This is a genomic window from Clostridium sp. CM036, from assembly GCF_055081135.1.
The window spans coordinates 1,076,570-1,100,786 of sequence record NZ_CM143652.1; the positions used below are offsets into that span (position 1 = coordinate 1,076,570).

A 24,217-nucleotide genomic window follows, 5' to 3' on the forward strand; every position below is an offset into this window, starting at 1 on the left:
AAGCCGTAAGTATTTTCATCTTATGACTTCCATGTAAACTTTTTTATTTGTAAAATATATTAACTTTGTAAGTATAAATTATTTTAGATTAGATTATTTATCAAACTTTGTTAAATAAGCAGATAGCTCTTTTAATCCATTTATTAATATATTTGAATGCGAACAGTATCCTAACCTAGCATGCCCCGGAACATCAAAACGATTGCCTGGAACTAAAAGAACTCCTTTTTCTTTTAAAATATCTATGCAGAATTGTTCAATATCAACAGGTATATCTAATTTTATAAATGATGTAGAAACATATTTCGGAAACACTAATGAAACGCGAGGTTCATTTTTAATCCATTCCTTAACAATTTCTAAATTCGTATGGATAATTTTTTTATTTCTATCTAGGACTAATTCTTTATTTTTTAATACATGAACAGCTAGATAATCATCAAAAACACCTGCGCAAATCATAGTGTAATCACGATACTTCCTAAATGAATCTGCTAATTCTTTATTGCTAGCAATCCAACCAACACGTATTCCTGGAACTGAATATGTTTTTGATAGACTATTTGTAGAAATCCCTTTATCATATAGGTCTACTATTGATGAAACAGAAATGTCAGAATCTAAAGGTTTATATACTTCATCAACTAAAATGTAAGCACCCACAGCATCCGCAATCTTAACTATTTCTTTTAGAAAGTTATCATCAAAAATAGTCCCAGTAGGATTATTTGCATTATTCAAACAAATCAATTTTGTATTTGGACGCATTAATTTTTTTAATTCATCTAACTTAGGTAGCCAGTCATTATCTTCATAAATTTCCCAAAACTCCACTTCAGCACCAAAAGACTTTGGAATCTCATATAATTGTTGATAGCTAGGATGCATGGCAATCACATGATCATTTGGCTCAATTAATGAATATAAAGCTAATAAATTTGCGCCAGTTGCTCCATTAGTTTGTAGAATATTTTCAGCTGGAACATTTTCATATAATTTACTAACCTCTTTTTTAAACTCTGGGGACCCTTCTATCCATCCATAGTTCATTTTTGTTTTTAATAGTCCATGGAAAAATTCCTCTGGAGTTGTCCCATCTATAGATATTATTTCCTCTAATGAAAATGAAGCTATTGAGCTTCCTGCTATATCATAGATAGCATCATTTTCCCAAACATTTAACCATTCTTCAACGCCAAAATTTGCAATTTTCATATTAAAAACCTCTTTTCAACAATTTAAATTGTAATTTTACTTATTGCTAATAGATAAATAACATATATTGATCCAATAACGATCAAAGAAGTTAATACAAATTGGTTTTTTGTTAGTAATTTCTTTTCACCATTTTCTTTTCTAGCCATTACAAAAAACGCAATCCCAGGAATATAAGCCAAAAGACAAAGCAAAGTATAGTTTATTCCTGAAGCTAGAATTCCCCAAATTTCAAAAATTACTGTAATTAAACCTATGATTATTTGTTTTATTTCACCTTTTTTATGTCTGTCGATATAAGATATTTTAAATTGATACATTCCAACGAATAAATAACATATTAATATTGCAGCAGTACCCATTGAATAAGCAAACTGATATGCTTTATCTGTAAATAATAAAGTGAAAATGAATAATTGAGTTAAAGCCGCCGTGATAATTAATGAAAAAGTAGGCGCACCAGCTTTATTTACTTCACCAAATTTTTTCGGCAGTAGGTTTGCACGTGCCATTAAAAGAGTGGTTTCAGCGGGTAACATTGTCCACGATAACCATGAACCTAAAATAGATATTATTAAACCTATGTTTATGAATGTAGCTCCCCATGGCCCAACAATATCTTTTAAGATATACGCCATTGTAGGAGTTGGTAAATTTACTAGTTGCTCTTTACTCATAAGACCATAAGGAATCATAGAAGCTAAAACATAAATAATTAATAAACCTAATAGTCCTAGTACAGTTGCCCTGCCTGCTTCAGATTTCTTATTAGCACGAGAAGATAACATAGAGGCCCCTTCTATACCGACAAAAACCCACATCATTACCATCATACAACTTTTAACTTGCACGAATATATCTGATATCTTAAAATTAGTAGATATGTTTCCCCAAAAATGATATGTAAATAAATCCACCTTAAAAGCTATAATACCTATTACTATGAATAAAAAGATTGGTATTAATTTAAATAAGGTAACTAGTGTATTTATAACAGCGGCTTCTTCAACTCCTCTATTAACTATGTAAGTAAGTAACCATATAAAAACACTTGCACCGATAATTGATGGTATATTATGACCATTTCCAAAGACGGGAAAGAAGTAGGAAAGTATACTCATAAGCATTGTGGCAAAGGCTACATTGCCAAGCCAAGATGATAACCAGTATCCCCATCCACTAATAAAACCTCCAAATTTTCCAAAACCATCTTCTGCATAGCTGAATATGCCATTTAATTCAGGCTTTTTTAATAATAAATTGTTAAAAGATAACGATAACATTAAAACACCAAAACCAACAATTATCCATGCAATAATTGCAGGTCCTGCTGCAGCACCAGATACTAAATCACTAGATATACTAAATATACCAGCACCTATTGAGGACGTAATAACTAATGCTGTTAGTGAAAACAACCCTAGTTTTTTTGATCTATCAGACATTTTGTAATCTCCTTTTGATTAATGTATTAGCCATATTTTAAATTGGTGAGAGCAATAATATTGCCCTCACCAATTAATTTTATAATTATTTTAGGCTAGTTTCCAAGTGTAGCAACCATAATTGCTTTGATTGTATGCATTCTGTTTTCTGCTTCATCAAATACTATAGAATGTGTACTTTCAAATACTTCATCTGTAACTTCTAAACCTTCAAGACCATATTTTTCAAATATATCTTTACCTACAAGTGTTTTTAAATCATGAAAAGCTGGTAGGCAGTGCATGAATTTAACGTTTTTATTACCTGTCTTATTAAGCATTTCCATATTAACTTGGTATGGCCTTAATAATTCTATTCTTGATGCCCATACTTCGTCTGCTTCGCCCATAGAAACCCATACGTCTGTGTAGATTACATCTGCACTTTTAACTCCTGCATCAACGCTATCTGTAATGGTAATCTTTCCTCCTGTTTCTTTAGCAATTTCATTACATTTTGAAACTAATGCTGCTTCTGGGAATAAGCTCTTTGGTGATACAATTCTAAAGTCCATACCCATTTTAGCAGCGCCTATCATCAATGCATTTGCCATGTTGTTTCTTCCATCTCCGGCATATACAAACACAATATCGCTTAATGGCTTGTCAAAGTGTTCTTTTATAGTTAAAAAATCTGCAAGAATTTGTGTTGGGTGGTCTTCAGTTGTTAATCCGTTCCAGACAGGAACTCCTGCATATTTTGCTAGTTCTTCAACTATTTCTTGGCCATATCCTCTATATTCTATTCCATCATACATTCTTCCAAGAACTCTAGCTGTATCTGCTACAGATTCCTTTTTACCAATTTGAGTTCCTGTAGGTCCAAGGTAAGTTACATGAGCTCCTTGGTCTAGTGCTCCTACTTCAAAAGCACATCTTGTTCTTGTAGAACTCTTTTCAAATATTAGCGCAATGTTTTTACCTTTTAATTTCTGTTGTTCTGTACCTGCATACTTAGCTCTTTTTAAATCTCTAGCTAAATCTAAAAAGTAGTTTATTTCCTTTGGAGTAAAGTCCATCAAAGTTAAAAAGTTTCTGTTTCTTAAGTTAAACATAATAAATTCCTCCTAATATTGTTGTTTTTATATTGTTTTTATATTGTGTTTATAAGTTGTCTCTATTTAGTGGCATACTCATACATCTTGGGCCGCCTCTTCCTCTTGAAAGTTCGGCACTTGGCATTGTGAGCACTGTTACACCACGTTTTGATAAAATTTCATTTGTAACATAATTTCGTTCATAAGTTATAACTTTTCCTGGTGCAATAGCTAGAGTGTTTGATCCATCATTCCATTGCTCTCTTGCCGCTACAATAGCGTCACCACCACCACATCTTATTAAATCAACTGAAGGCACTTTTAATGCAGATTTTAATACATTTTGTAATATATCTTTTTCTTGCTTAATATTTAATTCTCCATTGACACCTTTTGTAATTTCGAAAACATTAAGTGGTCCTTCTATCTCTGGGTGTATTGTAAATTTATCATAATCAACCATAGTAAATACAGTATCAAGATGCATAAATGCTCTGCTAGATGGAATTTCTAGTACTAATACTTTTTCAAAAGTAGTATGTATTTCAAACAAATTTCTTGCTACAACTTCTATAGCTTCAGGGGAAGTTCTTTGACTGCATCCTATTGCAAGGGTTGTGGCAGATAATATAAGTTCGTCCCCACCTTCGATATTATTTGGGAGGCTTCTATCATACCAAAGTGGCACTTCATTTTGTTTGAAAGAGCTATGATATTCATGAATAAATTCTAGGAACAAAGTCTCACGTCTTCTAGCTTCAGTTTGCATAGTATTTATAGTAATCCCATTTCCAATTGAAGCACCTGGATCGCGAGTAAAGTAAAGATTAGGCATAGGATCTAAGTAGAATGGATACTGGGTTCCTATTAATCCTCTTAGAGAATGAATCTCCTTAACAGCTATTTCGTTTTTTCTAACTCCAGCCATAAGTATATCAATCATTTCTCTTGTAGGCTTTGACATTAAATAATCATAAAGAGATTTATATATTTCTTTATTACTAATGTGGCTTTCATGTAAAAACTGTTGTAAAAATATTTTTTTTGTTTGATCCTCATTCAAAGCCTCTGTAACAAGTTCTTCTAAATAAAGAACTTCAACATCGTTTTCTTTTAATATTTTTGCAAATATGTCATGTTCTTTTCGCGCTACTTCTAAATAAGGAATATCATCGAAAAGCAATCTTTCAAGAAGATTTGGTACTAAATTTTCTATTTCTCTACCGGGTCTATGTAGCATTACTTTATTAAGTTTTCCTATTTCAGAAGTTACATTTATAAATGATTCCATTTAACTTGGCCTCCTATTCATTTTTATTTATACTATCATTATAAAGTGTACGATTTTATAAGGGAACCCCATTATTTCACTGTAATTGCATATATATCTTGATTATTAGCTTTGCTCCTGAATTATCACTATATGGTTATGAAAATCTCTATTTTGCGCAATAATACTACATACATCTCCTCTTGATAAGTTAAAACGTCAGATTGTTTGTATATATATTCGCAATTATCTAATTTGATATGCATAATAATAAAACTAAAGCATAAATATTCATTCAACTTATTTTTGGTTATTTATACTTATAAATGTGTTTAATGATTTTTGTTAATAATTTGTTCATAATTCTGTTAAGATTTTACCATCTTTGTATATGGAAGTCAACCGCAAATTTTTTTTATAAATTAAAAGCTTAGGATTGTTTTCACAATCCTAAGCTTTATTATCATTTATATGTGTACTTATAATTCATTATCTCATTGTAAACAAACGAGGTTCCTGTAAGTAATCTTGAACAATCCTAAGAGATTCACCAAACCTTTGATAGTGAACAATTTCTCTTTCTCGTAGAAACTTCAATGGATCTAATACATCAGGGTCATCTGCCATGTTAATTAGATATTCATAAGTGGCCCTTGCTTTTTGCTCTGCTGCTAAGTTTTCTGTTAGATCAACAATTGGATCCCCTTTTGATTGAAGATAAGAAGCATTAAAGGGTACTCCTGAAGCACTTACAGGGTATACTCCTCTACCATGATCCACATAATAGCCACTCATGCCTCCTTTTTCAATTTCTTCAAGACTGGCACCTTTCATTAGCTGTCTAACCATAGCACCTACCATTTCTAAATGGGCCAATTCTTCCGTACCAATATCAGTACATGTTGTTATAGCTTGAGGCGTAATCATAGAAAAGCGCTGACTCAGATATCTTAATGAGGCACCTAATTCACCATCCGGTCCGCCATATTGAGTAATAATAATTTTCGCCATTGCAGGATTTGGATTTTTAATTTTCACTGGATACTGTAAAAACTTATCGTATGTCCACATAAATTACATATCCCCCCTTTCAAGTTTGAAATTAGCATCAGTTTCCCAAGGCCATGGATTATTTATCCACTGCCATGGATAAGGGCTCAGCGAGTTGTCAGACAACATTCCGTAATTCATCTCATAGCTTTCTCTTAATCCTCTTGATTCCATCACATAAAAATTATATTTTGCAAGAGCCTCTTGATCCATTGGATGGGTATTAAGAAACAAACCTAGGTCATCTTTCATAAATTCTGAAGCAACAATTAGTTTTAAAAGTTCCATTTTAGTCTTCATAAGTTCTCCCCTTTTTACTTGATGCAAATGGACTATTTTTTTTGTTTTCCCCCTCAAACGGACTATAAAGTTCTGGGAAAGCAGTTCCTCTTTTAAGTGCTTCTAAAGGCGCAAAAATCGTGCAAAGTTTTTGGTACGGAACGTAAGCTGCGGCTAATCTAACATTTTCTATTATAGTTTCTTGTGGAATACAATTACTCAATGTTGGGCAGTTTGTTTTTTTTCTCATTTCATTCTGTTCCAATTTAATCCTCCATATAATATTGTTGAGTACATAATATTATATTCACGTATTTAAAAATGTGATAGTTTTCTTTTAATTAATTATTGACTTTTATTGAAATTGTGTATACTATTTATAATGAATGTAAAAACTTCTAACCACCTTAAAATTGGTTAGAAGTTTTTTTAAGGTATACTAATATTAAGGAAGGCAAATAAATGCATTTGCCATGGAGGTAAAAATGGGTAAGAATCAAAGTGTTAAAGGTAATTTTATTTACAACAACATAGAGAAAATAGGTAAGAATTTTATGTATAAAAATCTTGAGAGAAGCAATTGTTATAATAGTGATTTTTCAAACTCTAATTTTAATTTTGTAAATTTTAGAGGTGCGCATTTTAAATCATGTGTGTTTTTTGAGTGTACCTTTAAGTGGGCCGAATTTATTGGAACAAATCTAAAAGGCAGTGATTTCAAAAATACTATATTTGAAAATACTATATTTGATTCTGTGAATCTAGACGGTGTTGATTTTAAAGATGCGGAATTTAAAAATACTATATTTTTGTCAACTGATGTTACAAAAGCTAAGAATCTTAGCATTAAAAACTCAGACATCAAAATTTTTGATGAAATGCCACAATTTGAAATTAGTGAGGACCTTAAAATAGCTATTCTAGATGCAATGAAAAATAAATATGTAAAGGCTGCAAGGGTTCTAGATACAAAAGATGGTGGCATTAACATGATAAATTTAACAATATTATTAGAGAACTTTGATGAGGATACCTTAATTAAAGGATTAAATATCATTAAATCCGATTTAAATTGTGATTTTCACACATTAAGTTATATAATTAAGTTTTTAAAAAACAATATGTAATGTAATTTATAAAAAAATTTACAATGACATCAACGGAAGTAAGGAGTACATAAGATGAATGGGCGATCACACCAAAAAATAGCGATATTATCATATGCTATAGTAGCGACAATACCTTTAATTAATTCAATGCCAATATTCAACAATAAATATATACATGTTCCAATGGGAATAAGCATTATTGGCCTTGGAACTGCCTCTCTGGCGGGATTACTTGTTGATGCAGATAGTCAAAATAGTAAGATAAACCAAATGAACCCACTTTCAGGCACAAGTACTAAAGTAATAAATAATATGGAAAAATCATTAAAGTTATTACTAAAATTATTATTAAGTATTGGACTTGGGGCACTGATTTTGTGGTATTCAAAAACTATTGTACAAGAGTTAACAATGATAAAATATATAGGTAAATATGCTGAGATATTCACATATTTTATGTCTTTCCTTTTTATAGTTTTAGGAATCACCAATGATAGGTATTACAAAAGGATTCCTATCATTGGTTTAGTTTATAAGAAATTATCCGCCACAATTAGTAAAGGAACAAATAATTTCAAAAGGTCGACCATGCTTATAACTTATATTGGTTCGAGTGCAATTTTAGCAATGTATAACGTTACTAATTTAAACGATGCATTTATTTATCTTATTTGTATTTTATTAATTTGTATAGCAATATTCCCACACAGAACATTTTTGCACTCAATAGAAGGCGTTACTATTTTTACTATTTCAGCTTCATATGTATTTAATAAATTAGGCTATGAATATTTAACGGGGTGTTTTTTCGTTGGATATATAAGTCATATTTATTGGGCTGATATATTTACTAAAGAAGGAGTACCAATACTTTCAATACCCAGGTTTCTTGCGCAGTTATTGAAAAAATTAGGTATTCATAATAAATTTGTTAATATATTAGAAAAAATAGGTAAGTTTAAACTTAAATTCCCACCACATATTACCACAGGCTCTGATACTGGAAATTTATTTGAAGTAATATATATTGTAGTATTATTTGTAGTAGTCGTGATAGGTTTCAATGTTTATGGTGGAGAATTCAGAGTAATATAAGTAAAATATATCCCCTTTTTAAGCACTAGCATGGATTTTGGGATACAATTAAATATATACAGATGGAAAAGTGAGAGGAGAGATTTTATGAAGTTTATTGCTGATTTACATACCCATACTATAGTTAGTGGCCATGCATATAGTACTTTAATGGAGAATGCGAAATATGCTAGTGAGAAAGGTCTTGAGATATTAGGAGTTACAGATCACGGTCCTAATATGCCAGGGGCTCCCGACCCTTGGTATTTTGAAAATTTTAAAGTGCTGCCAAGAGAATTATACGGTGTTAAAATGCTTTACGGATGTGAAGCTAATATAATTGATTATGAAGGTAATCTTGATATACCAGTAAAGCTACAAAATGTTCTTGACATAATGATAGCAAGCATGCATGAACCTCTAATGGAAGGTGAAAAGAGTGCAGACTTAAATACAGCTACTATTTTAAAAGCTATGGATAATCCTTATGTGAATATTTTAGGACATATGGGAAATCCTAAATTCCCTATACATGCGGAAGAAATCGTAAAAAAAGCAAAAGAAAAAAATATACTAATCGAAATAAATAATAGCTCTTTTGTAACTTCAAGAAAAGGCAGTGACAAAAACTGTCTTAAAATTCTAAAACTTTGCAAAGAATTTGGAGTAAGGATTATTGTAAACAGTGATGCTCATTTCTGCTATTCTATAGGAAATTTTAGTGTTGTAGAAAAACTACTTAGAGATATAAATATGCCTGAAGAACTTATTATTAATACTAATAAAAAAATGTTATTATCATTTCTTAAAGAAAAAGGTAAAAATATATAATACAGTAGCTAAAATCATTAAACAGACATAAATAAGACTGTTCAAAAAGTTCTTACCATTTACAGAGATTGGAAGCTTCTAAAAGCTTCCAATCTCTGTTGTTTTTAATCCTCTTTCTTAACTATTAGCATATAATCATTTTTTATAACTCAAAGTTTAACGACATTTCAGAAGGAAAGTCTCCTACTTCTATAAGTGCGGTATTAATCTCCTTCTGAAGTCGTCAATTCATCTTCTTCGATGCTGTGCAGCTCCGCAGGAGTTGATTTAATATATACATATTATTTTATAACCTCATCCTTGCTTTGTTTCTCATCTTCCAAGTCTTCAAAGGCCCTCTCCATTGCAATTCCTACGTCACCTACAGATTCATCAAGTGCTTTATCCAATGTTTGCTTAATTTCATCCCTTTTAGTATTTGTATCTTCTTCAATATCCTCTTCAATATCTTTTGCATTACTAATAATAATATTTTTTATTTCGCCACAACAACTTCGAACGAACAAACCTGCAATAGCTCCTCCAATTGCGACACCTATCACTGCTAAACTGTTAATAGGGCAAACCCTTTGTTTTCTTTTTTTAAATTTATTTTTATTTGATAGTCTGTCTAAAGAATTCATACAATAATCCTCCTAAATATAATAAATATTTTTGCAACATTTATTATATTATTTCCCCATTATTATAAAAAAATTCAATTAATGAATAAGAATAAATATGTAAATATATACACATACTAAAGAAAATGAGGTGCTATAATGAATAAAAAACTAAGTCTTATAATGTTTAGTGGAGAATATGACAAAGCTTTAGCTGGATTAATACTGGCAAATTCAGCTAAAGAATTAGGAATGGAAGTGTCTATGTTTTTCGCCTTTTGGGGTCTGCTTTTATTGAGAAATCCAAATATAAATACAAGTGAAGGTAAGTCTTCGCTGGAGAAACTTATGGGTGCAATGACTCCAAAAGGTCCAGATGAATTACCCCTTTCCACCATGAATTTTAGTGGTTTCGGAAAAAAAATGCTTGAGGCTATGATGAAGGAAGACGGAACACCTACCCTTTCTAAATTTCTAGAAGGTGCTGTAAAAAAAGGTGTTAAGTTTTATGGATGTAAGCTTTCAATGGAAGTTATGGGCCTTAAAAAGGAAGAACTCATTCCAGAACTTGAGGTAATTGAGGCTAAGGACTATCTAAAGGATGCTCTCGAATCAGATATACAATTATTCATATAAGGGTAAGTGCATAAATAAACTGGCACCTATAGGGTAAGCACATAAAAAAGTGTTTACTCTATAGGTGCCAGCTTACTTAGGATTTACTTCCTTATTGCTAGAATAAAACTCCACTAAAGCCATTCTCATGACTGCCCCTGTTTATTTAAAACTTTGGGCTTTGGGCCAATCTAAGAATATTGAAAGTAATCCGCAAACTATCATTAAATAAGAATATATTGAAAAAGGAATAATTTGAATAGGTGATATCTTCCCAATTGTTGCTGCTAATAGCATTTGCCCTGCATAAGGACTTACGCCTTGAAACCCAGCCGAAAATATATCTAAAATACTTGCTGCTCTTATTGGACTAACCCCATATTTCTCTGACAAATCCTTTGCGAGTGGTCCTGCCGTAATAATAGATATTGTATTATTTGTTGTAGTTATATCTAGCACGCTTACTAGTGCAGCTATTCCTATTTCTGCTCCTTTTTTTGTTTTAACTTTAGATGCTAAATTTTCTAGTAGATACTCAATCCCCCCATAATAATGCATAAGGCCAACCAATCCGCCTACTATAATAGATATCAGTGCTAAATCTTCCATCCAGCCCATCCCTCTTTGCAATATTGCAAACATCTCAACTATATTAAAACTACCCATTGCAAGTCCTATTATTGATCCAGTAGCTATACCTATTCCTAAAACAACCATAACATTTAGGCCGATTGCCGCACTAGCAATAATTGATATATATGGAATTATTCTAACTAACGAGTATTCAAGTGCTTGCAACTGAACATTTCCACCAGATAGAAAAGTCAATATTATTACAGTAATAACAAAAGCGGGTAAAATAATTAAACCGTTTGATTTAAATTTATCTCTCATTTTTACTCCTTGCGTTCTTGTAGCTGCAATTGTTGTATCTGAAATAAAAGATAGATTATCCCCAAACATTGCACCACCGACTACAGTTCCTAATACCAAAGGTAATCCCATACCCGTTTGCGATGCTATACCAACTCCTATTGGCGCTAAAGCTGTTATAGTTCCCATTGAAGTGCCCATAGAAAATGATAAAATAGAACAAACTATAAATAAACCTGGTAACATCATATTGGCTGGTAAAACACTTAATCCCATATTTACTATGGAAGTAACAGCACCCATTGCATCTGCAATTGAATAAAAAGCGCCTGCCAATATGAATATAACTACCATTAACATAATAGTAGGTTCTCCAGCCGCTTTCGCAAATATATCAATCTTGTCGGACAACGATGTTTTCTCTCCTTTTTTATCCAATAATAAAGCAAAAGCAGTAGCGAAAACAAATGCTAGCAATAATGGCATACTAGAGAAGTTTCCCGTTAAAATACCAACCCCCATAAACAATATTAAGAAAAATACCAAAGGTAATAATCCTATAAAATTAGTTCTTTTTTCCATTTAATTTTCCTCCTAAGTATAATAATAATTATTCTTTCATGTTAAATCATCGCCTTAGTCTGTTCTAAAGCTTTTGTTTAGATATAACCATTTATTTTGTATATCTTTTTACTATTCTATCATTTAATTTCGTTTATTTCGATGTATTTTGATATATTCCGGTATTTTTTTATGTTTTTTTTAAATAAACACAGCCCTTAATAACTTTTACTATATTAAATATTCATATATTGTTATTATATAGGTATCTCTACCATATACTTGTCAAAAACGAACAAAATCATATGGCGTAATATTAAAGTTTAAGTTTAAAATATTATAGTAAAGGAATCGGTGGAAAATATGAAATCACAATCATTTAAATTTAGGGTAATAATGTTTGCTATTCTTTCTGCTATAGTGATAGGTATAATGGTTAATGCTACAATGAAAAATAACAGTGTGATTGTATCGAGCAATAAAAACGAAGAAATAAAAAAGCAACAATTAAAAGAAAAAGAAAAAGAAAAAGAAAAACAGCAACAGATAAATCAAAAACAAGAAAACTTAGAAAAGGTATGGAAGAAAGGGTATGATGAATTTTTTGATAAAAAATATAAGCAAGCTATTGAAACGGAAAGACAAGTCATAAAAGAAGATCCTACTTTTTATAAAGCATATGCTGTAGAAGGAATTGCCTTAGCTTATAGTGGAAATTTTGAAAAAGGTATGCAGCAAATCAATCAATCATTAAAACTTAACCCTAATTACGGATATGCAAGATTTAATAAAGCACTAGCCAATGAATTATACGAACATTATGATGAAGCTATAACATGGTATAAAAAAGATCTAGAAGTCGAAAAGTTTGAATGGAGCTATTATGGTATAGCTAGTATCTATGGAAGAAAAGGTGATGTTAATAATACCGTAAAATACTTAAAACTAGCTATTGATATTAATCCAAGTGTAAAAAATAATGCAAAGAATGAGGAAGATTTTGATAATGTACGTAACCATATGGAGTTTAAGGAATTAATAGAATAACTTTTCTTTGCCATAATACTAATAATAACCACCGATTAAGATGCTGCTTGCATCTTAACCGATGGTTATTATTACTATTTTACAGTTGACTTTGTAATATCTAAAACATTGAGAACTTCAAAATAAATGCTGCAAATACTATTGATACCATTGAAAGTAATTTAATCAATATGTTTATGGATGGACCTGAGGTATCCTTAAATGGATCTCCTACAGTGTCACCAACAACGGCAGCTTTATGACAATCCGATCCTTTTCCACCTAGGTTTCCGGCTTCAATATGCTTTTTAGCATTATCCCAAGCTCCACCTGAATTTGCCATCATAATAGCAAGTACAAAACCTGTTACAGTTGCTCCTGCTAATAATCCTACTACGCCATTTACACCTAAAAGTAAACCAACTACTATTGGAATAGTAATAGCGAGTAGTGCTGGCATAATCATTTCCCTTTGAGCTGATTTTGTACAGATATCAACACACCTTGCATAATCAGCTTCTGATTTACCTTCCATAAGACCCACTATCTCTTTAAATTGTCTTCTAACTTCTACCACTATAAGTTGTGCTGCCGTGCCGACTGCATCCATGGTGAGTGCTGCAAATATGAAAGGCACCATTCCACCTATAAATAACCCTATAAGAACCTGGGGATTTAATACTGACAAATTAAAAACAAAATCCAAATTTTCTTTTTTTATAATAATTTCTACTTGATCTCTATATGCTGCGATAAGCGCAAGAGCTGTTAGTGCTGCAGAACCTATAGCAAAACCTTTGCCTGTAGCTGCAGTAGTATTGCCTAAAGAATCAAGAGCATCTGTTCTTTCTCGTACTATAGGATCTTGATGAGTCATTTCTGCAATACCACCAGCGTTATCTGCCACAGGACCATACGCATCCGTAGCAAGTGTTATACCTAGTGTGCTAAGCATACCTACTGCGGCTATTCCTACGCCATATAACCCCATATTATAATCTACTGCTCCTCCAGCAAAATAAAAACTAGTTGCTATAGCCACAGCTACTATTACAACTGGAAGAAAAGTAGACATCATTCCAAGTGAAAGACCACCTATTATAACTGTTGCTGCACCGGTTTTTGTTGTTTGTGCTAGTTTTTGGGTAGGCTTGTATGTGTCTGAAGTAAAGTACTCTGTACAAAACCCAATTAAATTACCTGCTATAAGACCACTTAATATTGCAAAGTAAACTCCAATATGATCCCATCCAAGTACATTCCAGACTAGGAAGAATGTAGCTATCCCAATTATTGCAGAACTAACGTAAACACCTCGTCTAAGAGCTGATAAAAGACTTTTTTGCTCAGCTTTCTCCCCTGATTTAACAAAGAAGGTTCCAATAATAGATGCAACTATACCTATAGCTGCTATGATCATAGGAATTGTAACACCTGAAACTCCAAGTCCAGCTGCTACGGCAAGAGCAGCAGTAGCTACTATTGACCCAACATAGGATTCATATAAATCTGCACCCATACCAGCTACATCTCCAACATTGTCTCCAACGTTATCCGCTATAACTGCAGGGTTTCTTGGATCATCCTCAGGAATTCCTGCTTCAAGCTTACCAACAAGGTCTGCACCTACATCTGCTGCTTTAGTAAATATACCGCCACCAACACGTGCAAATAATGCCATTGCACTAGCTCCCATTCCACATGTAATCAGTGCACTTGTTATATTTTGAATTCTTATACCCGCTTCTAAATCTCTATAGAAAAAATCCAATAAGTAATAAAATATACTAACATGAAGAAGTCCAAGACCTACAACGGTAAGTCCCATTACTGCACCGCTTGAAAAAGCAACGTTTAAAGCACTATTAAGACTTTTCCCAGCTGCATGTGTAGTTCTAACATTTGCACGGGTAGCAATTTTCATTCCTATAAAGCCTGAGAGACCTGAGAAGAACCCCCCACTTATAAATGCAAAAGGTGCAAATGGGGTAATAAACCCAAATGATGCAAGTATTCCTAGTATTACAAACATAGCTGCAAAGAAAATAATCACTCCTGTATACTGTCTTTTTAAATATGCATCTGCACCATTTCTAATAGCAGTCGCAATTTTTTTCATCTGCTCGGTTCCTTCATCTTTTTTTAGTACTTTAGCTGCAAGATAACCGGCAAAAGCAAGGGCTAATATGGAACAAGCTGGGGCTAAAATCAATAAATTCATAATAATTCCCTCCCAAGTATTTTAGTAATAGTGTTTCATTATCTTTACAATATTGTCTTATTATACCACAAATTAAGCTTAGTTGAAAGCTTTAAGCTATCATCAATTTTTTCTACTACTTTCCACCAACATTAAATGCTCTAGCAGCTTACTTCTCATAAATCGATTTTTGAAAATCATTCGTACACCTAATTATCATTATAAATAAAAACCCTCAAATCCTTATTTAACAAGTTTTTGAGGGTTGCGAACCTTGAGTATTAATTCCACTTATATAGTTCACTTATTTTAACAAATATACTCTTGCTTCATAAGGTTTAAGGTTAATTTCATCTATGGACTCAGTCTCTACAATATAATTTGAAATTAGAAGATCCTTATGCTCATATTTTATATTGTTGGAAAGAGCAAATTTAGCAATGTTCTCACAGAAATTACATATTACTAAAAGAGTCTCATTTTTTAATTCTCTTTTATATGCATAGATATCTTTGTGGTCCCCCAAAATTAAAGTATATTTTCCATATACTATTATTTCATTATTCTTTCTAAGTCTTATAAGTTTTTTATAATAATTAAAAATAGAGTTTTCATCTTCTAATTGCGATTGCGCATTAACATATTTATAATTTGGATTTACCTTGATCCAAGGAGTTCCATCAGTAAAACCTGCATTTTTTTTATTATTCCACTGAAATGGCGTTCTTGCGTTATCTCTGCCCCTTTTATAAATAGAATTCATAATCTCATCATGACTTTTCTTACCACTTTCAGTAAAATCTCTATATGCATTTAGTGTTTCAATATCTTTGTAATCATTGATGTTATCAAATTTGACATTTGTCATACCTATTTCCTCACCTTGATAAATGTAGGGAGTACCTTGCATCATATGAAGAAAGGTTGCTAACATTTTTGCAGATTCAATTCTATATTTATTGTCATTTCCAAAACGTGAAACCATTCTTGGTTGATCATGGTTATTTAAATAAAGACTATTCCATCCTTTAGCTTCAAGTTCATTTTGCCATTTTGACATAATAGTTTTAAATTCACTCAGCTCAAATTTTGTTTTGCCCCATTTCCCTTCTGGCCCATCTCCTACACTCATATGTTCAAATTGAAACACCATATTTAATTCATTTCTATCTTCATCTACGTATTCGATAGCTTGCGCAGGTGTTACATCTGGCGTTTCGCCAACAGTTATAACATCATACTTGCTTAATACTTCTTTATTCATTTCTTGTAAATAATCATGAACCTTTGGATGATTTTTGCTGAAATTACCTGGATCTGCATAGTTATTATCTCCATTAAGAATACCGTCAGGATAGCTTTGATCTTTTCCAATCATATTAATAACATCCATACGGAAACCATCAATTCCTTTTTCTAGCCACCATTCCATCATACCAAAGATTTCTTTTCTTAAATTTTCGTTCTCCCAATTTAAATCTGGTTGTTTTTTCGAGAATAAGTGTAAATAATACATTTGTGATTGAGGGTCTAATTCCCAAGCAGAACCACTAAAGCACGATCCCCAATTATTGGGAGGCAAGCTATCTTTTGCATCCCTCCAAATGTAATAATCTCTATATTTATTTGTTTTAGATTTCTTACTCTCAATAAACCATTTATGCTCATCAGAACTATGATTTACGACAAGATCCATCATTATCTTAATCTTTCTATCATGAGCTCGTGATAGCAATAAATCAAAATCCTCTATGGTTCCAAATTCTTTCATTATCCCCTGGTAATTACTTATATCATATCCATTATCATCATTAGGTGATTCATAAACAGGCGACAACCATATTACATCAATTCCTAGTTCCTCAAGATAATCAAGTTTTTCTATTATTCCTCTTAAGTCTCCGATTCCGTCGCCATTACTATCTTTAAAACTTCTTGGGTAAATCTGGTAAACTACACTTTCTTTCCACCAATATTTATTCATAAACTCTCCTTCTTTCTATTGTTTTATAACTTCCTTAACATTTGGTAACAATACCTCTATAATATGGCTAGTTTTTGTCTTTAAGTTCCTACCAATTGCAGTTAGTCTATATTAAATTTCCTCTACCACATTTTACCATATAAACGTAAATTAGTATATATTTTTTACTTGCTATAAAAAATATTTCATGAAAATTAAATTTATTTAGATAAAACAATCTTTGATATAGTAGCAACTATTAATAAAAAAGCTCTTGATTTTAATCAAGAGCTTTTACTGAATTTCTTTCTGCTACGCTAAGTACTTCGTTCATACTTCCAGTTCTATAGCCTAACAAATCAAGGGTTACATATTTAAAACCAATACTTTTCAATTTGTTTCCAACTTTATCCATCATTTCAATATTGAAAAATTTATTTCTTTCTTCAACATTAACCTCTACCCTTGCTATATCTCCGTGGTGCCTTACCCTTATCTGTCTGAACCCTAAATCCAATAAAAACTGTTCGGCTTTTTCAACCATACTTAGTTTTTTCACCGTTATCTCATTGCCATATGGAAATCTTGAGGATAGACATGCAAATGCTGGCTTGTCCCAAGTAGGTACACCCAATCTCTTTGACAGTGCTCTTATATCATTTTTCGTAAAGCCAGCATCCTTTAATGGGCTAATAACTTTTAATTCCTTAGCTGCCTTCATTCCCGGTCTGTAATCGGAAGAGTCATCAACATTCGAACCATCTAAAACTGCATTAATGTTATTATCATCAGCAACTTTTCTAATCTTTGAGAAAAGTTCTTTTTTACAAAAATAGCACCTATTAACAGGATTTTTAGCAAATCCTTCAATTTCTAATTCTTCCGAAATTATGACTATATGCTTTGCCCCGATACCTTCAATATATTTAACAGCTTCCTTAAATTCTCTTTCCGGGTATGTTGATGACTTTGCCGTTATTGCTATAACCCTATTCCCCAAAACATCAGCTGCTACCTTTAAAAGAAACGTGCTATCAACACCCCCAGAATACGCTACCGCTACACTTTCTAAATCTTGAAGAATCTCCTTTAACTTTTGAAATTTCAAATCTAATTTCATATTTCGTCCTCCTGTTCTTATAATGCTATTACTATTTACACTAAAAATATATCACTATATTTAATTTACCATAATATCTAAGCAATAGCATCTTTTTCTTTTGGAGTTTCAAGTTTATGTCCTGAGATTTTATTTATTATAACAGCAATTGCTCCATCTCCAGTTATGTTGCAAGCAGTACCAAAACTATCTTGGGCTACATATAGAGCTATCATAAGCGATGTCAATGTTTCATTGAATCCGAGCATACTTTGAAGAAGTCCAAGTGATGCCATAACCGCTCCGCCAGGAACTCCGGGAGCCGCTACCATTGTAACTCCTAATGCTAAAATAAATCCAAAGAAAGTTCCAAAACCATAATTCATACCATTTAACATCATTATTGCAAGAGAACAACTTACCAAAGTTATTGTGCTACCTGAAAGATGTATAGTTGCACAAAGTGGTATTACAAAATCAGCTACTCCATCACTTACCCCATTTTTTTTAGTTTGAGCAAGAGTAACAGGAATAGTTGCTGCAGATGATTGAGTTCCTATAGCTGTTAAATATGCAGGAATCATTTTCTTAATTAATCTGAATGGATTAGCACCTGATATGCTTCCAGCAACTACATATTGAAGAACAATTACTATAATGTGAAGTAAAATAACTAAAATGAATACTTTTGAGAATACCTTTAATATAGATTCAACTTGACCAGCATAAGTCATATTTGCGAAAGTACCCATAATGTATATAGGTAGTAGTGGAATTATTATTCCAGAAATCAGTTTACTTATAATTTCTTGGAATTCCTTCATAACACTCTTTATGGCAGTAGATTTTATTGCAGCAATTCCTATACCTATTGTAAATGCAAGAACTAAAGCAGTCATTACATCCATTAAAGGTAGTATTTTAAATTCAATAAAGGCTTTAGCAAGCCCACTCTCACTACTACCAAAATTTGCGCCTAGTGCTCCAGGTTTTAAAAACATTGGAAGAATAGTAATATTTGCAAAGTATGCTATTGATCCGGCAATTATAGTAGATGCATACGCTATTCCTGCAGTTAAAGCTAGAATTTTACCAGCCCCACTACCAAGATCACCTATACCAGGTACTATAAATCCTATAATTATAAGCGGTATAGCAAAACCTAAAAATTGACCGAATAGTCCATTGAATGTTGCAAAAATCCTAATCCCTGTTCCTGGAAGTATTTTTCCTAAAATGATACCTAATATGATAGCGATAATAAGTCTAGGAAGTAATCCTATTTTTTTCTTTTTTACTGTTTTTTTCATTTATATTCCTCCTTATAAATAAACGCCTTAATTTGACGTTTAAATTTTAATTTTAATAATTACTTTCATAAATAATGCATTTTTGTTATAGCTTCATTATAGTTCTTCTAAGGTTATCACACAACCATTATTTTACTTTTCTTCCTGTTTTTTAAGTTTATATTCATAAGAAAGATAAAGTTCTTCTAGTTTAGTATCCAAATATTTAGGAGCTATTTTAACTTGTGTTATATTCCCAAGCTTATTTAAATCCTCAAAGAATTTTTTGATTCTATTTTCTATCATTTCTATATTACTAAATTTAACCTTTTCAATTATAGAATCACACTCATCATTAAAAATCCTAAGGACTAATTTAATCATATCCTCTGTCATATCTCCAACTAGTTGATTGCCTTCTTTTATACTTCCATTAACAATCCACTGCTTAAATTCTATAGCTTCCTTTGATTTTATCATCTCAATTTGCTTTTCTCTTATATCCTGAAGCATTGTAGAACATTTTTCTGAATTCATTAAATTATATTCAGATTTATAAACTCCAAAACTTTGCATTAAAATATCATCATCTAAATTTATTATTTGAGACTTTAAGCTATCCACACATGTTTTTATATCGTTATATTCTGCATTAAGTTCCTCAATGAATTTTGTTTTAGTTTCAATTAAAACTTCATATTCATTTGATTTCTGTTCAATTTCATTAGCTTTTAGTTTGAACATATCCTCATATTCTTTGCTTTTCATTTCAATAAAGTCATCATACTCTGTTGATTTATCTTCAAGTTCTTTATCTTTTAACTGGATTAAATTATCATACTCTTTACTTTTGTTTTCAATTAATCCATCGTATTCTGTTGATTTGTCTTCAAGTTCTTTACCTTTTAGCTGAATTAGATCATCATATTCTTTACTCTTGTTTTCAATTATGCAATCGTATTCTGCTGATTTATCTTCAAGCTCTTTACATTTCAGCTTAATTAAATCATCATATTCATTCGATTTTTGTTCAAACTCTCTAGACTGATACACAGCTTGATCATTATATTCTGTTTTAAGTTCTTGTATGTCTTTTGCTTTTGTTTTAATTATATTATCATATCCTTCGAGCTCTGCTTCAAGTTCTTTAGTTTTAGATAAAATTTGACTCATTCCCATTTGAGTTGGAGTTAATTTTATATATTTCAAATTTTTATTTTCCTCGATTAGTTTTTCAACCTCAGATTTATATTGCTTCGCATTTAAAGCATCTTTAATAGACGTAAGTATTGCCATTGAAAACCCTCCTATTTCTTTATTAATTTACATTATACCACAAAAAATTCACTCGTAAATATAGTAATAAGTCAAATTTTAGCTCAATAATTACCAAACTATTAATATTTTCCTAATTTTATCCTTATGTATACTGTAGCTCACTACCCTAAATATAAAAAATACACCTATATCTAGGTGCATCATGTTGTTATATAATCTCTTACTTGTCTATACACAACCATAGATAAAATTATTATCCTTTGACAGCACCGTCAGTAAGACCCCCTACCAGATATTTTTGGATAACACCAAACATAATGAATATAGGTATTAAAGCAATAACAGAACCTGCTGTCATCATTCCCCAGTCTATATCATATTTCCCGATAAAAGCATTAATCCCTGTTGGCAGAGTTTTAAGGCCTTCACGGCTTATAAACAGAGTGTTGAAGAATAATTCATTCCATGCTCCCATAAAAGCAAAAACAAAAGTTGCAATAATACCTGGTTTCATTACAGGAAGTATTATTTTTATCAATGCTTGTATTCTTGAACATCCATCAATCATTGCAGCTTCTTCCAAAGTATAAGGTATTTTTTCGAAAAATCCCCTTATCATCATAGTGCAAAAAGGGATGTTCAAAACTATATAAATTATTATTAGCCCCAGCAAATTATTTATAAGGCCTAATTTTGAAAAAAGCATAAATATAGGCACTATAATCGCTGCCACAGGAACCATCTGAGTTGCAAGGAATAGAAAGAGGGTAAGTTTTTTACCTGCAAATTTAAACCTTGCCAGAGAATATCCTGCAAATAGTGATATAATCAAAGTCCCTATTGATGCAGTAGTACCTACAATCACACTATTTTTAAAGTATACTGGAAAGTTTGTAGTTTTTAATATACTTTCATAATTTTTTAAAGTAAAGTGTTTTGGAAAGTATGTTATAGGTATAGTCACTATCTCCTTAACTGACTTTACTGATGTAATAAATATCCAGATGATAGGGGAAGTCATAAAAATAAAGAATGCTACCATTAAAAAGTATGTCAATGCTCTGCTTAATTTATTTTCCTTGTTCATTAAAAATCACCCGCTTTATCAAATTTCGTAATTGCTAGATAAAGTACAGTATATATGAGTAGTATTACTAAAAATATGACACTTATAGCTGACGCCTGACCAAAATCAAGGGCTTTATATGCTTTAAAAATAATATAAGAAGCCAAATTATTTGATGAATTCAAAGGCCCACCATTTGTCATTATATATATAATATCTGCAAAACTAAATATCCATATGACTCTAAGCAGCAAAGTTGTAATGATAGTGGGTTTTATGTATGGCAAAGTTATTTTGAAAAATTTTGCTACTTTTCCTGCACCATCTATTTCTGCAGATTCGTATAAAGTCAACGGTATTGACTGAAGTGCAGCCAAAATCATTATGGTGAAAAATGGTATACCATACCAAATATTTGCCACTATTGTGCTTGGAAGTGCAGTATTTAATTGTGCCAAGAATGAAATAGGCTCTTTTGTTAAATGCAATTTAATAAAAATATCATTTATAACTCCATATTGCCCATTAAGTAGCCATTTCCATATAAGTCCTATTAAAAAGCCAGGTACTGCCCAAGGCGCAAGAACTAAGGCCTGATATAAGCCCCTAAATTTAAATTTTCTATTTAGTAGCAGAGCCAAAATTAGCCCAAATGTAAACTGGAAACTTATCGAACCTGCAACCCACCAGAATGAATTTTTTAAAATCTTCCAAAAATCTTTTTCTGCAAGTATTTCTTTGTAATTTTCAAAGCCATTAAAGTAAATATTGGGATCATTTAGCCTATAATGATAGAAGGAGGTTGCTATCCCCTTTGCAATTGGATATCCAATAAAAACAAACATTAATACTAATCCCGGCATTATATATAAATAAGGCTCAATATTCTTTTTCTTAACACTGTTTATAACCCGTTTTTTTTGTGCTAATGATTTTTTACTGTCCAAACTACTACCTCCTATCAAGATAAATGGATAATTTCTCCATTTCTCTTTATTTAATACTACTTTTTTTATTGTATTTCGCATTTGCATTTTCTAAATACGTAGATATATTATTCATAGTTTTTTCTGCAGTTTGCTTTTTCAAGAGATATGACTGAAGTTCCTGCCCAGCAATCTTTCCTGTAAATTCTCCCCATTCTGGCAAATATTCAGGAGCGCTGAACAATACTGTATTGGAATCTTCTAAAGTATTTGTATATGCAGAAATATAACCTTTTTTAAACTCAGCGCTATCATTAGGCACTTTTGTTGCAGGAATTACAGAGTTTTTAACACCCCATTTAAGGTTAACTTCAGGGCTCATCATATAAGAAATGAATTTCCAAGAAGCTTCTTTCTTATATGAAGCAGATGGCATTGAGAACCCAATGTATCCTCCTTGTAAATATCTCTTGCCATCAGGACCTACAGGACATAATCCTGTTTCAAATGTTCCTTTGTCCATTTTTGTTTCACATGATTTTATTACTTCAGAGTCCTGTATGATTAGGGCTGTATTACTTGATGTGAATGCATCAACTGTTTCCGCATATCCCCAGTTAAGAGCATCCTTTGGAGCAGCCTTTAGATACATATCAGTGAATTTCTTAAATGTTTCAACGGATTCAGGTTTTCTAAACACACATTTACCATTTTCATCAAAGTAATTTGTAAATCCTCCATTAGTCATAATGAAGTTCGACATAAGGGTCCAGCTTCCCGCTCCTCCTCTGAATGAATATCCATACCTGTTTTTTGATTTATCCGTGATTTTTTCTGCAGTATTAAAGAAATCCTCTGTTGTTTTTGGAACATCAACACCTGCTGCTTTTAACCAATCGTTCCTATAATACATTGCCTGGAAATATAAACTATGAGGAACGACATACAATGTGTCTTTGTATGCTTTACCAAGCTTAAGGCTTTTCTCTGTCAATGTATCCTTTTTGTCCCATTTATTATAATATGGCCCTAAATCTTCAAGCTTTCCGGTTGCACCGATTTCAGAAGCCCAATTTGCAGCCATTTCCATTACATCTGGCAGTTGATTTGCAGCTGACATTGTAATGATTTTATCATGGGCTTGTTCCCATGGCTCAGAGATTAGTTCCACTTTTACATCTTTATTCTTTAATTCAAAATCAGATATAAGCTCTTTTACAAATTTAGTCCTCTCAGGACTGGTTAGAGTCTCCATAAACTGAATAGTTGTTACTTTTGGCTCAGTAGATTTACTGCATCCGATAAAAGACATGGAAGCAATCATAACAAACGCTAAGGTTATTGATAACTTTTTCATTATTCTTCATCCT

22 protein-coding genes are annotated in these 24,217 nt (G+C 31.8%); 5 read left to right on the forward strand and 17 right to left on the reverse strand.

Features of this window, described 5'->3' with window-relative positions; all coding sequences use genetic code 11:
* Window positions 1-93 precede the first annotated feature (93 nt).
* The 7 genes from ACWJKE_RS05130 to ACWJKE_RS05160 form a co-directional block, all read right to left on the reverse strand.
* On the reverse strand, window positions 94-1,215 hold the full coding sequence (locus ACWJKE_RS05130) for an aminotransferase (RefSeq protein WP_216304576.1): 1,122 nt from the start codon (window positions 1,213-1,215) through the stop codon (window positions 94-96).
* A gap of 23 nt (window positions 1,216-1,238) precedes the next feature.
* The gene (gene arcD, locus ACWJKE_RS05135; RefSeq protein WP_216304575.1) at window positions 1,239-2,660 is read right to left on the reverse strand and encodes an arginine-ornithine antiporter; all 1,422 of its coding nucleotides are present in this window, start codon (window positions 2,658-2,660) and stop codon (window positions 1,239-1,241) included.
* A gap of 95 nt (window positions 2,661-2,755) precedes the next feature.
* Window positions 2,756-3,754, reverse strand: coding sequence for an ornithine carbamoyltransferase (argF, locus tag ACWJKE_RS05140; RefSeq protein ID WP_216304574.1), 999 nt, complete (start codon window positions 3,752-3,754; stop codon window positions 2,756-2,758).
* A 49-nt stretch (window positions 3,755-3,803) separates the two neighbouring features.
* Complete coding sequence (gene arcA, locus ACWJKE_RS05145) at window positions 3,804-5,027, reverse strand: arginine deiminase (RefSeq protein WP_216304573.1); 1,224 nt, start codon at window positions 5,025-5,027, stop codon at window positions 3,804-3,806.
* 468 nt (window positions 5,028-5,495) lie between these two features.
* Window positions 5,496-6,077, reverse strand: coding sequence for a manganese catalase family protein (locus ACWJKE_RS05150; RefSeq protein WP_165414511.1), 582 nt, complete (start codon window positions 6,075-6,077; stop codon window positions 5,496-5,498).
* 3 nt (window positions 6,078-6,080) lie between these two features.
* A complete protein-coding gene (locus tag ACWJKE_RS05155; RefSeq protein ID WP_165414510.1) occupies window positions 6,081-6,356 on the reverse strand; it encodes a spore coat protein CotJB in 276 nt (91 codons plus the stop codon).
* Window positions 6,346-6,600 (reverse strand): spore coat associated protein CotJA, encoded by a 255-nt coding sequence (locus ACWJKE_RS05160; protein ID WP_462959202.1) that lies wholly within the window; start codon window positions 6,598-6,600, stop codon window positions 6,346-6,348. The genes ACWJKE_RS05155 and ACWJKE_RS05160 overlap by 11 nt, the downstream gene beginning before the upstream one ends.
* A gap of 220 nt (window positions 6,601-6,820) precedes the next feature.
* Here ACWJKE_RS05160 and ACWJKE_RS05165 point away from each other — a divergent pair, with 220 nt between their 5' ends.
* The 3 genes from ACWJKE_RS05165 (at window position 6,821) to ACWJKE_RS05175 (ending at window position 9,349) form a co-directional block, all read left to right on the forward strand.
* Window positions 6,821-7,462 carry a pentapeptide repeat-containing protein gene (locus ACWJKE_RS05165; protein WP_462959203.1) on the forward strand — a complete coding sequence of 214 codons (642 nt, stop codon included), beginning with the start codon at window positions 6,821-6,823 and terminating at the stop codon, window positions 7,460-7,462.
* Window positions 7,463-7,516: 54 nt separating this feature from the next.
* Complete coding sequence (locus tag ACWJKE_RS05170; RefSeq protein WP_216304427.1) at window positions 7,517-8,539, forward strand: metal-dependent hydrolase; 1,023 nt, start codon at window positions 7,517-7,519, stop codon at window positions 8,537-8,539.
* A gap of 87 nt (window positions 8,540-8,626) precedes the next feature.
* Window positions 8,627-9,349 carry a phosphatase gene (locus ACWJKE_RS05175; RefSeq protein WP_216304426.1) on the forward strand — a complete coding sequence of 241 codons (723 nt, stop codon included), beginning with the start codon at window positions 8,627-8,629 and terminating at the stop codon, window positions 9,347-9,349.
* Window positions 9,350-9,630: 281 nt separating this feature from the next.
* On the opposite strand, the gene ACWJKE_RS05180 is transcribed toward ACWJKE_RS05175, so the two are convergent.
* Complete coding sequence (locus tag ACWJKE_RS05180) at window positions 9,631-9,972, reverse strand: hypothetical protein (protein WP_216304425.1); 342 nt, start codon at window positions 9,970-9,972, stop codon at window positions 9,631-9,633.
* A 138-nt stretch (window positions 9,973-10,110) separates the two neighbouring features.
* Between ACWJKE_RS05180 and ACWJKE_RS05185 the strand changes: the two genes are divergently transcribed.
* Window positions 10,111-10,587, forward strand: a complete 477-nt coding sequence (locus ACWJKE_RS05185; protein WP_220286877.1) for a DsrE/DsrF/DrsH-like family protein — start codon at window positions 10,111-10,113, stop codon at window positions 10,585-10,587.
* Window positions 10,588-10,728: 141 nt separating this feature from the next.
* Here the strand turns inward: ACWJKE_RS05185 and ACWJKE_RS05190 are convergent, their stop codons facing one another.
* On the reverse strand, window positions 10,729-12,021 hold the full coding sequence (locus ACWJKE_RS05190; RefSeq protein WP_216304424.1) for a Na+/H+ antiporter NhaC family protein: 1,293 nt from the start codon (window positions 12,019-12,021) through the stop codon (window positions 10,729-10,731).
* Between the two features lie 342 nt (window positions 12,022-12,363).
* Between ACWJKE_RS05190 and ACWJKE_RS05195 the strand changes: the two genes are divergently transcribed.
* On the forward strand, window positions 12,364-13,047 hold the full coding sequence (locus ACWJKE_RS05195; protein WP_216304423.1) for a tetratricopeptide repeat protein: 684 nt from the start codon (window positions 12,364-12,366) through the stop codon (window positions 13,045-13,047).
* 100 nt (window positions 13,048-13,147) lie between these two features.
* Here the strand turns inward: ACWJKE_RS05195 and ACWJKE_RS05200 are convergent, their stop codons facing one another.
* From ACWJKE_RS05200 to ACWJKE_RS05235, 8 genes are all read right to left on the reverse strand, one after another.
* Window positions 13,148-15,247, reverse strand: a complete 2,100-nt coding sequence (locus tag ACWJKE_RS05200) for a sodium-translocating pyrophosphatase (RefSeq protein ID WP_216304422.1) — start codon at window positions 15,245-15,247, stop codon at window positions 13,148-13,150.
* Between the two features lie 283 nt (window positions 15,248-15,530).
* A complete protein-coding gene (locus ACWJKE_RS05205) occupies window positions 15,531-17,210 on the reverse strand; it encodes a glycoside hydrolase family 13 protein (protein ID WP_220286879.1) in 1,680 nt (559 codons plus the stop codon).
* A 259-nt stretch (window positions 17,211-17,469) separates the two neighbouring features.
* Entirely contained in the window at window positions 17,470-18,309 is an 840-nt protein-coding gene (gene larE, locus ACWJKE_RS05210; protein ID WP_462959204.1) for an ATP-dependent sacrificial sulfur transferase LarE, read from the reverse strand.
* Between the two features lie 77 nt (window positions 18,310-18,386).
* Complete coding sequence (locus ACWJKE_RS05215) at window positions 18,387-19,598, reverse strand: dicarboxylate/amino acid:cation symporter (protein WP_216304418.1); 1,212 nt, start codon at window positions 19,596-19,598, stop codon at window positions 18,387-18,389.
* A gap of 132 nt (window positions 19,599-19,730) precedes the next feature.
* Window positions 19,731-20,873, reverse strand: a complete 1,143-nt coding sequence (locus tag ACWJKE_RS05220; protein WP_216304417.1) for an SNIPE associated domain-containing protein — start codon at window positions 20,871-20,873, stop codon at window positions 19,731-19,733.
* A 235-nt stretch (window positions 20,874-21,108) separates the two neighbouring features.
* The gene (locus ACWJKE_RS05225) at window positions 21,109-21,942 is read right to left on the reverse strand and encodes a carbohydrate ABC transporter permease (protein ID WP_216303655.1); all 834 of its coding nucleotides are present in this window, start codon (window positions 21,940-21,942) and stop codon (window positions 21,109-21,111) included.
* Window positions 21,942-22,868 (reverse strand): carbohydrate ABC transporter permease, encoded by a 927-nt coding sequence (locus tag ACWJKE_RS05230; protein ID WP_253198224.1) that lies wholly within the window; start codon window positions 22,866-22,868, stop codon window positions 21,942-21,944. The genes ACWJKE_RS05225 and ACWJKE_RS05230 overlap by 1 nt, the downstream gene beginning before the upstream one ends.
* Window positions 22,869-22,914: 46 nt before the next feature.
* Window positions 22,915-24,204, reverse strand: coding sequence for an ABC transporter substrate-binding protein (locus ACWJKE_RS05235; RefSeq protein WP_216303656.1), 1,290 nt, complete (start codon window positions 24,202-24,204; stop codon window positions 22,915-22,917).
* Between the last annotated feature and the right edge of the window lie 13 nt (window positions 24,205-24,217).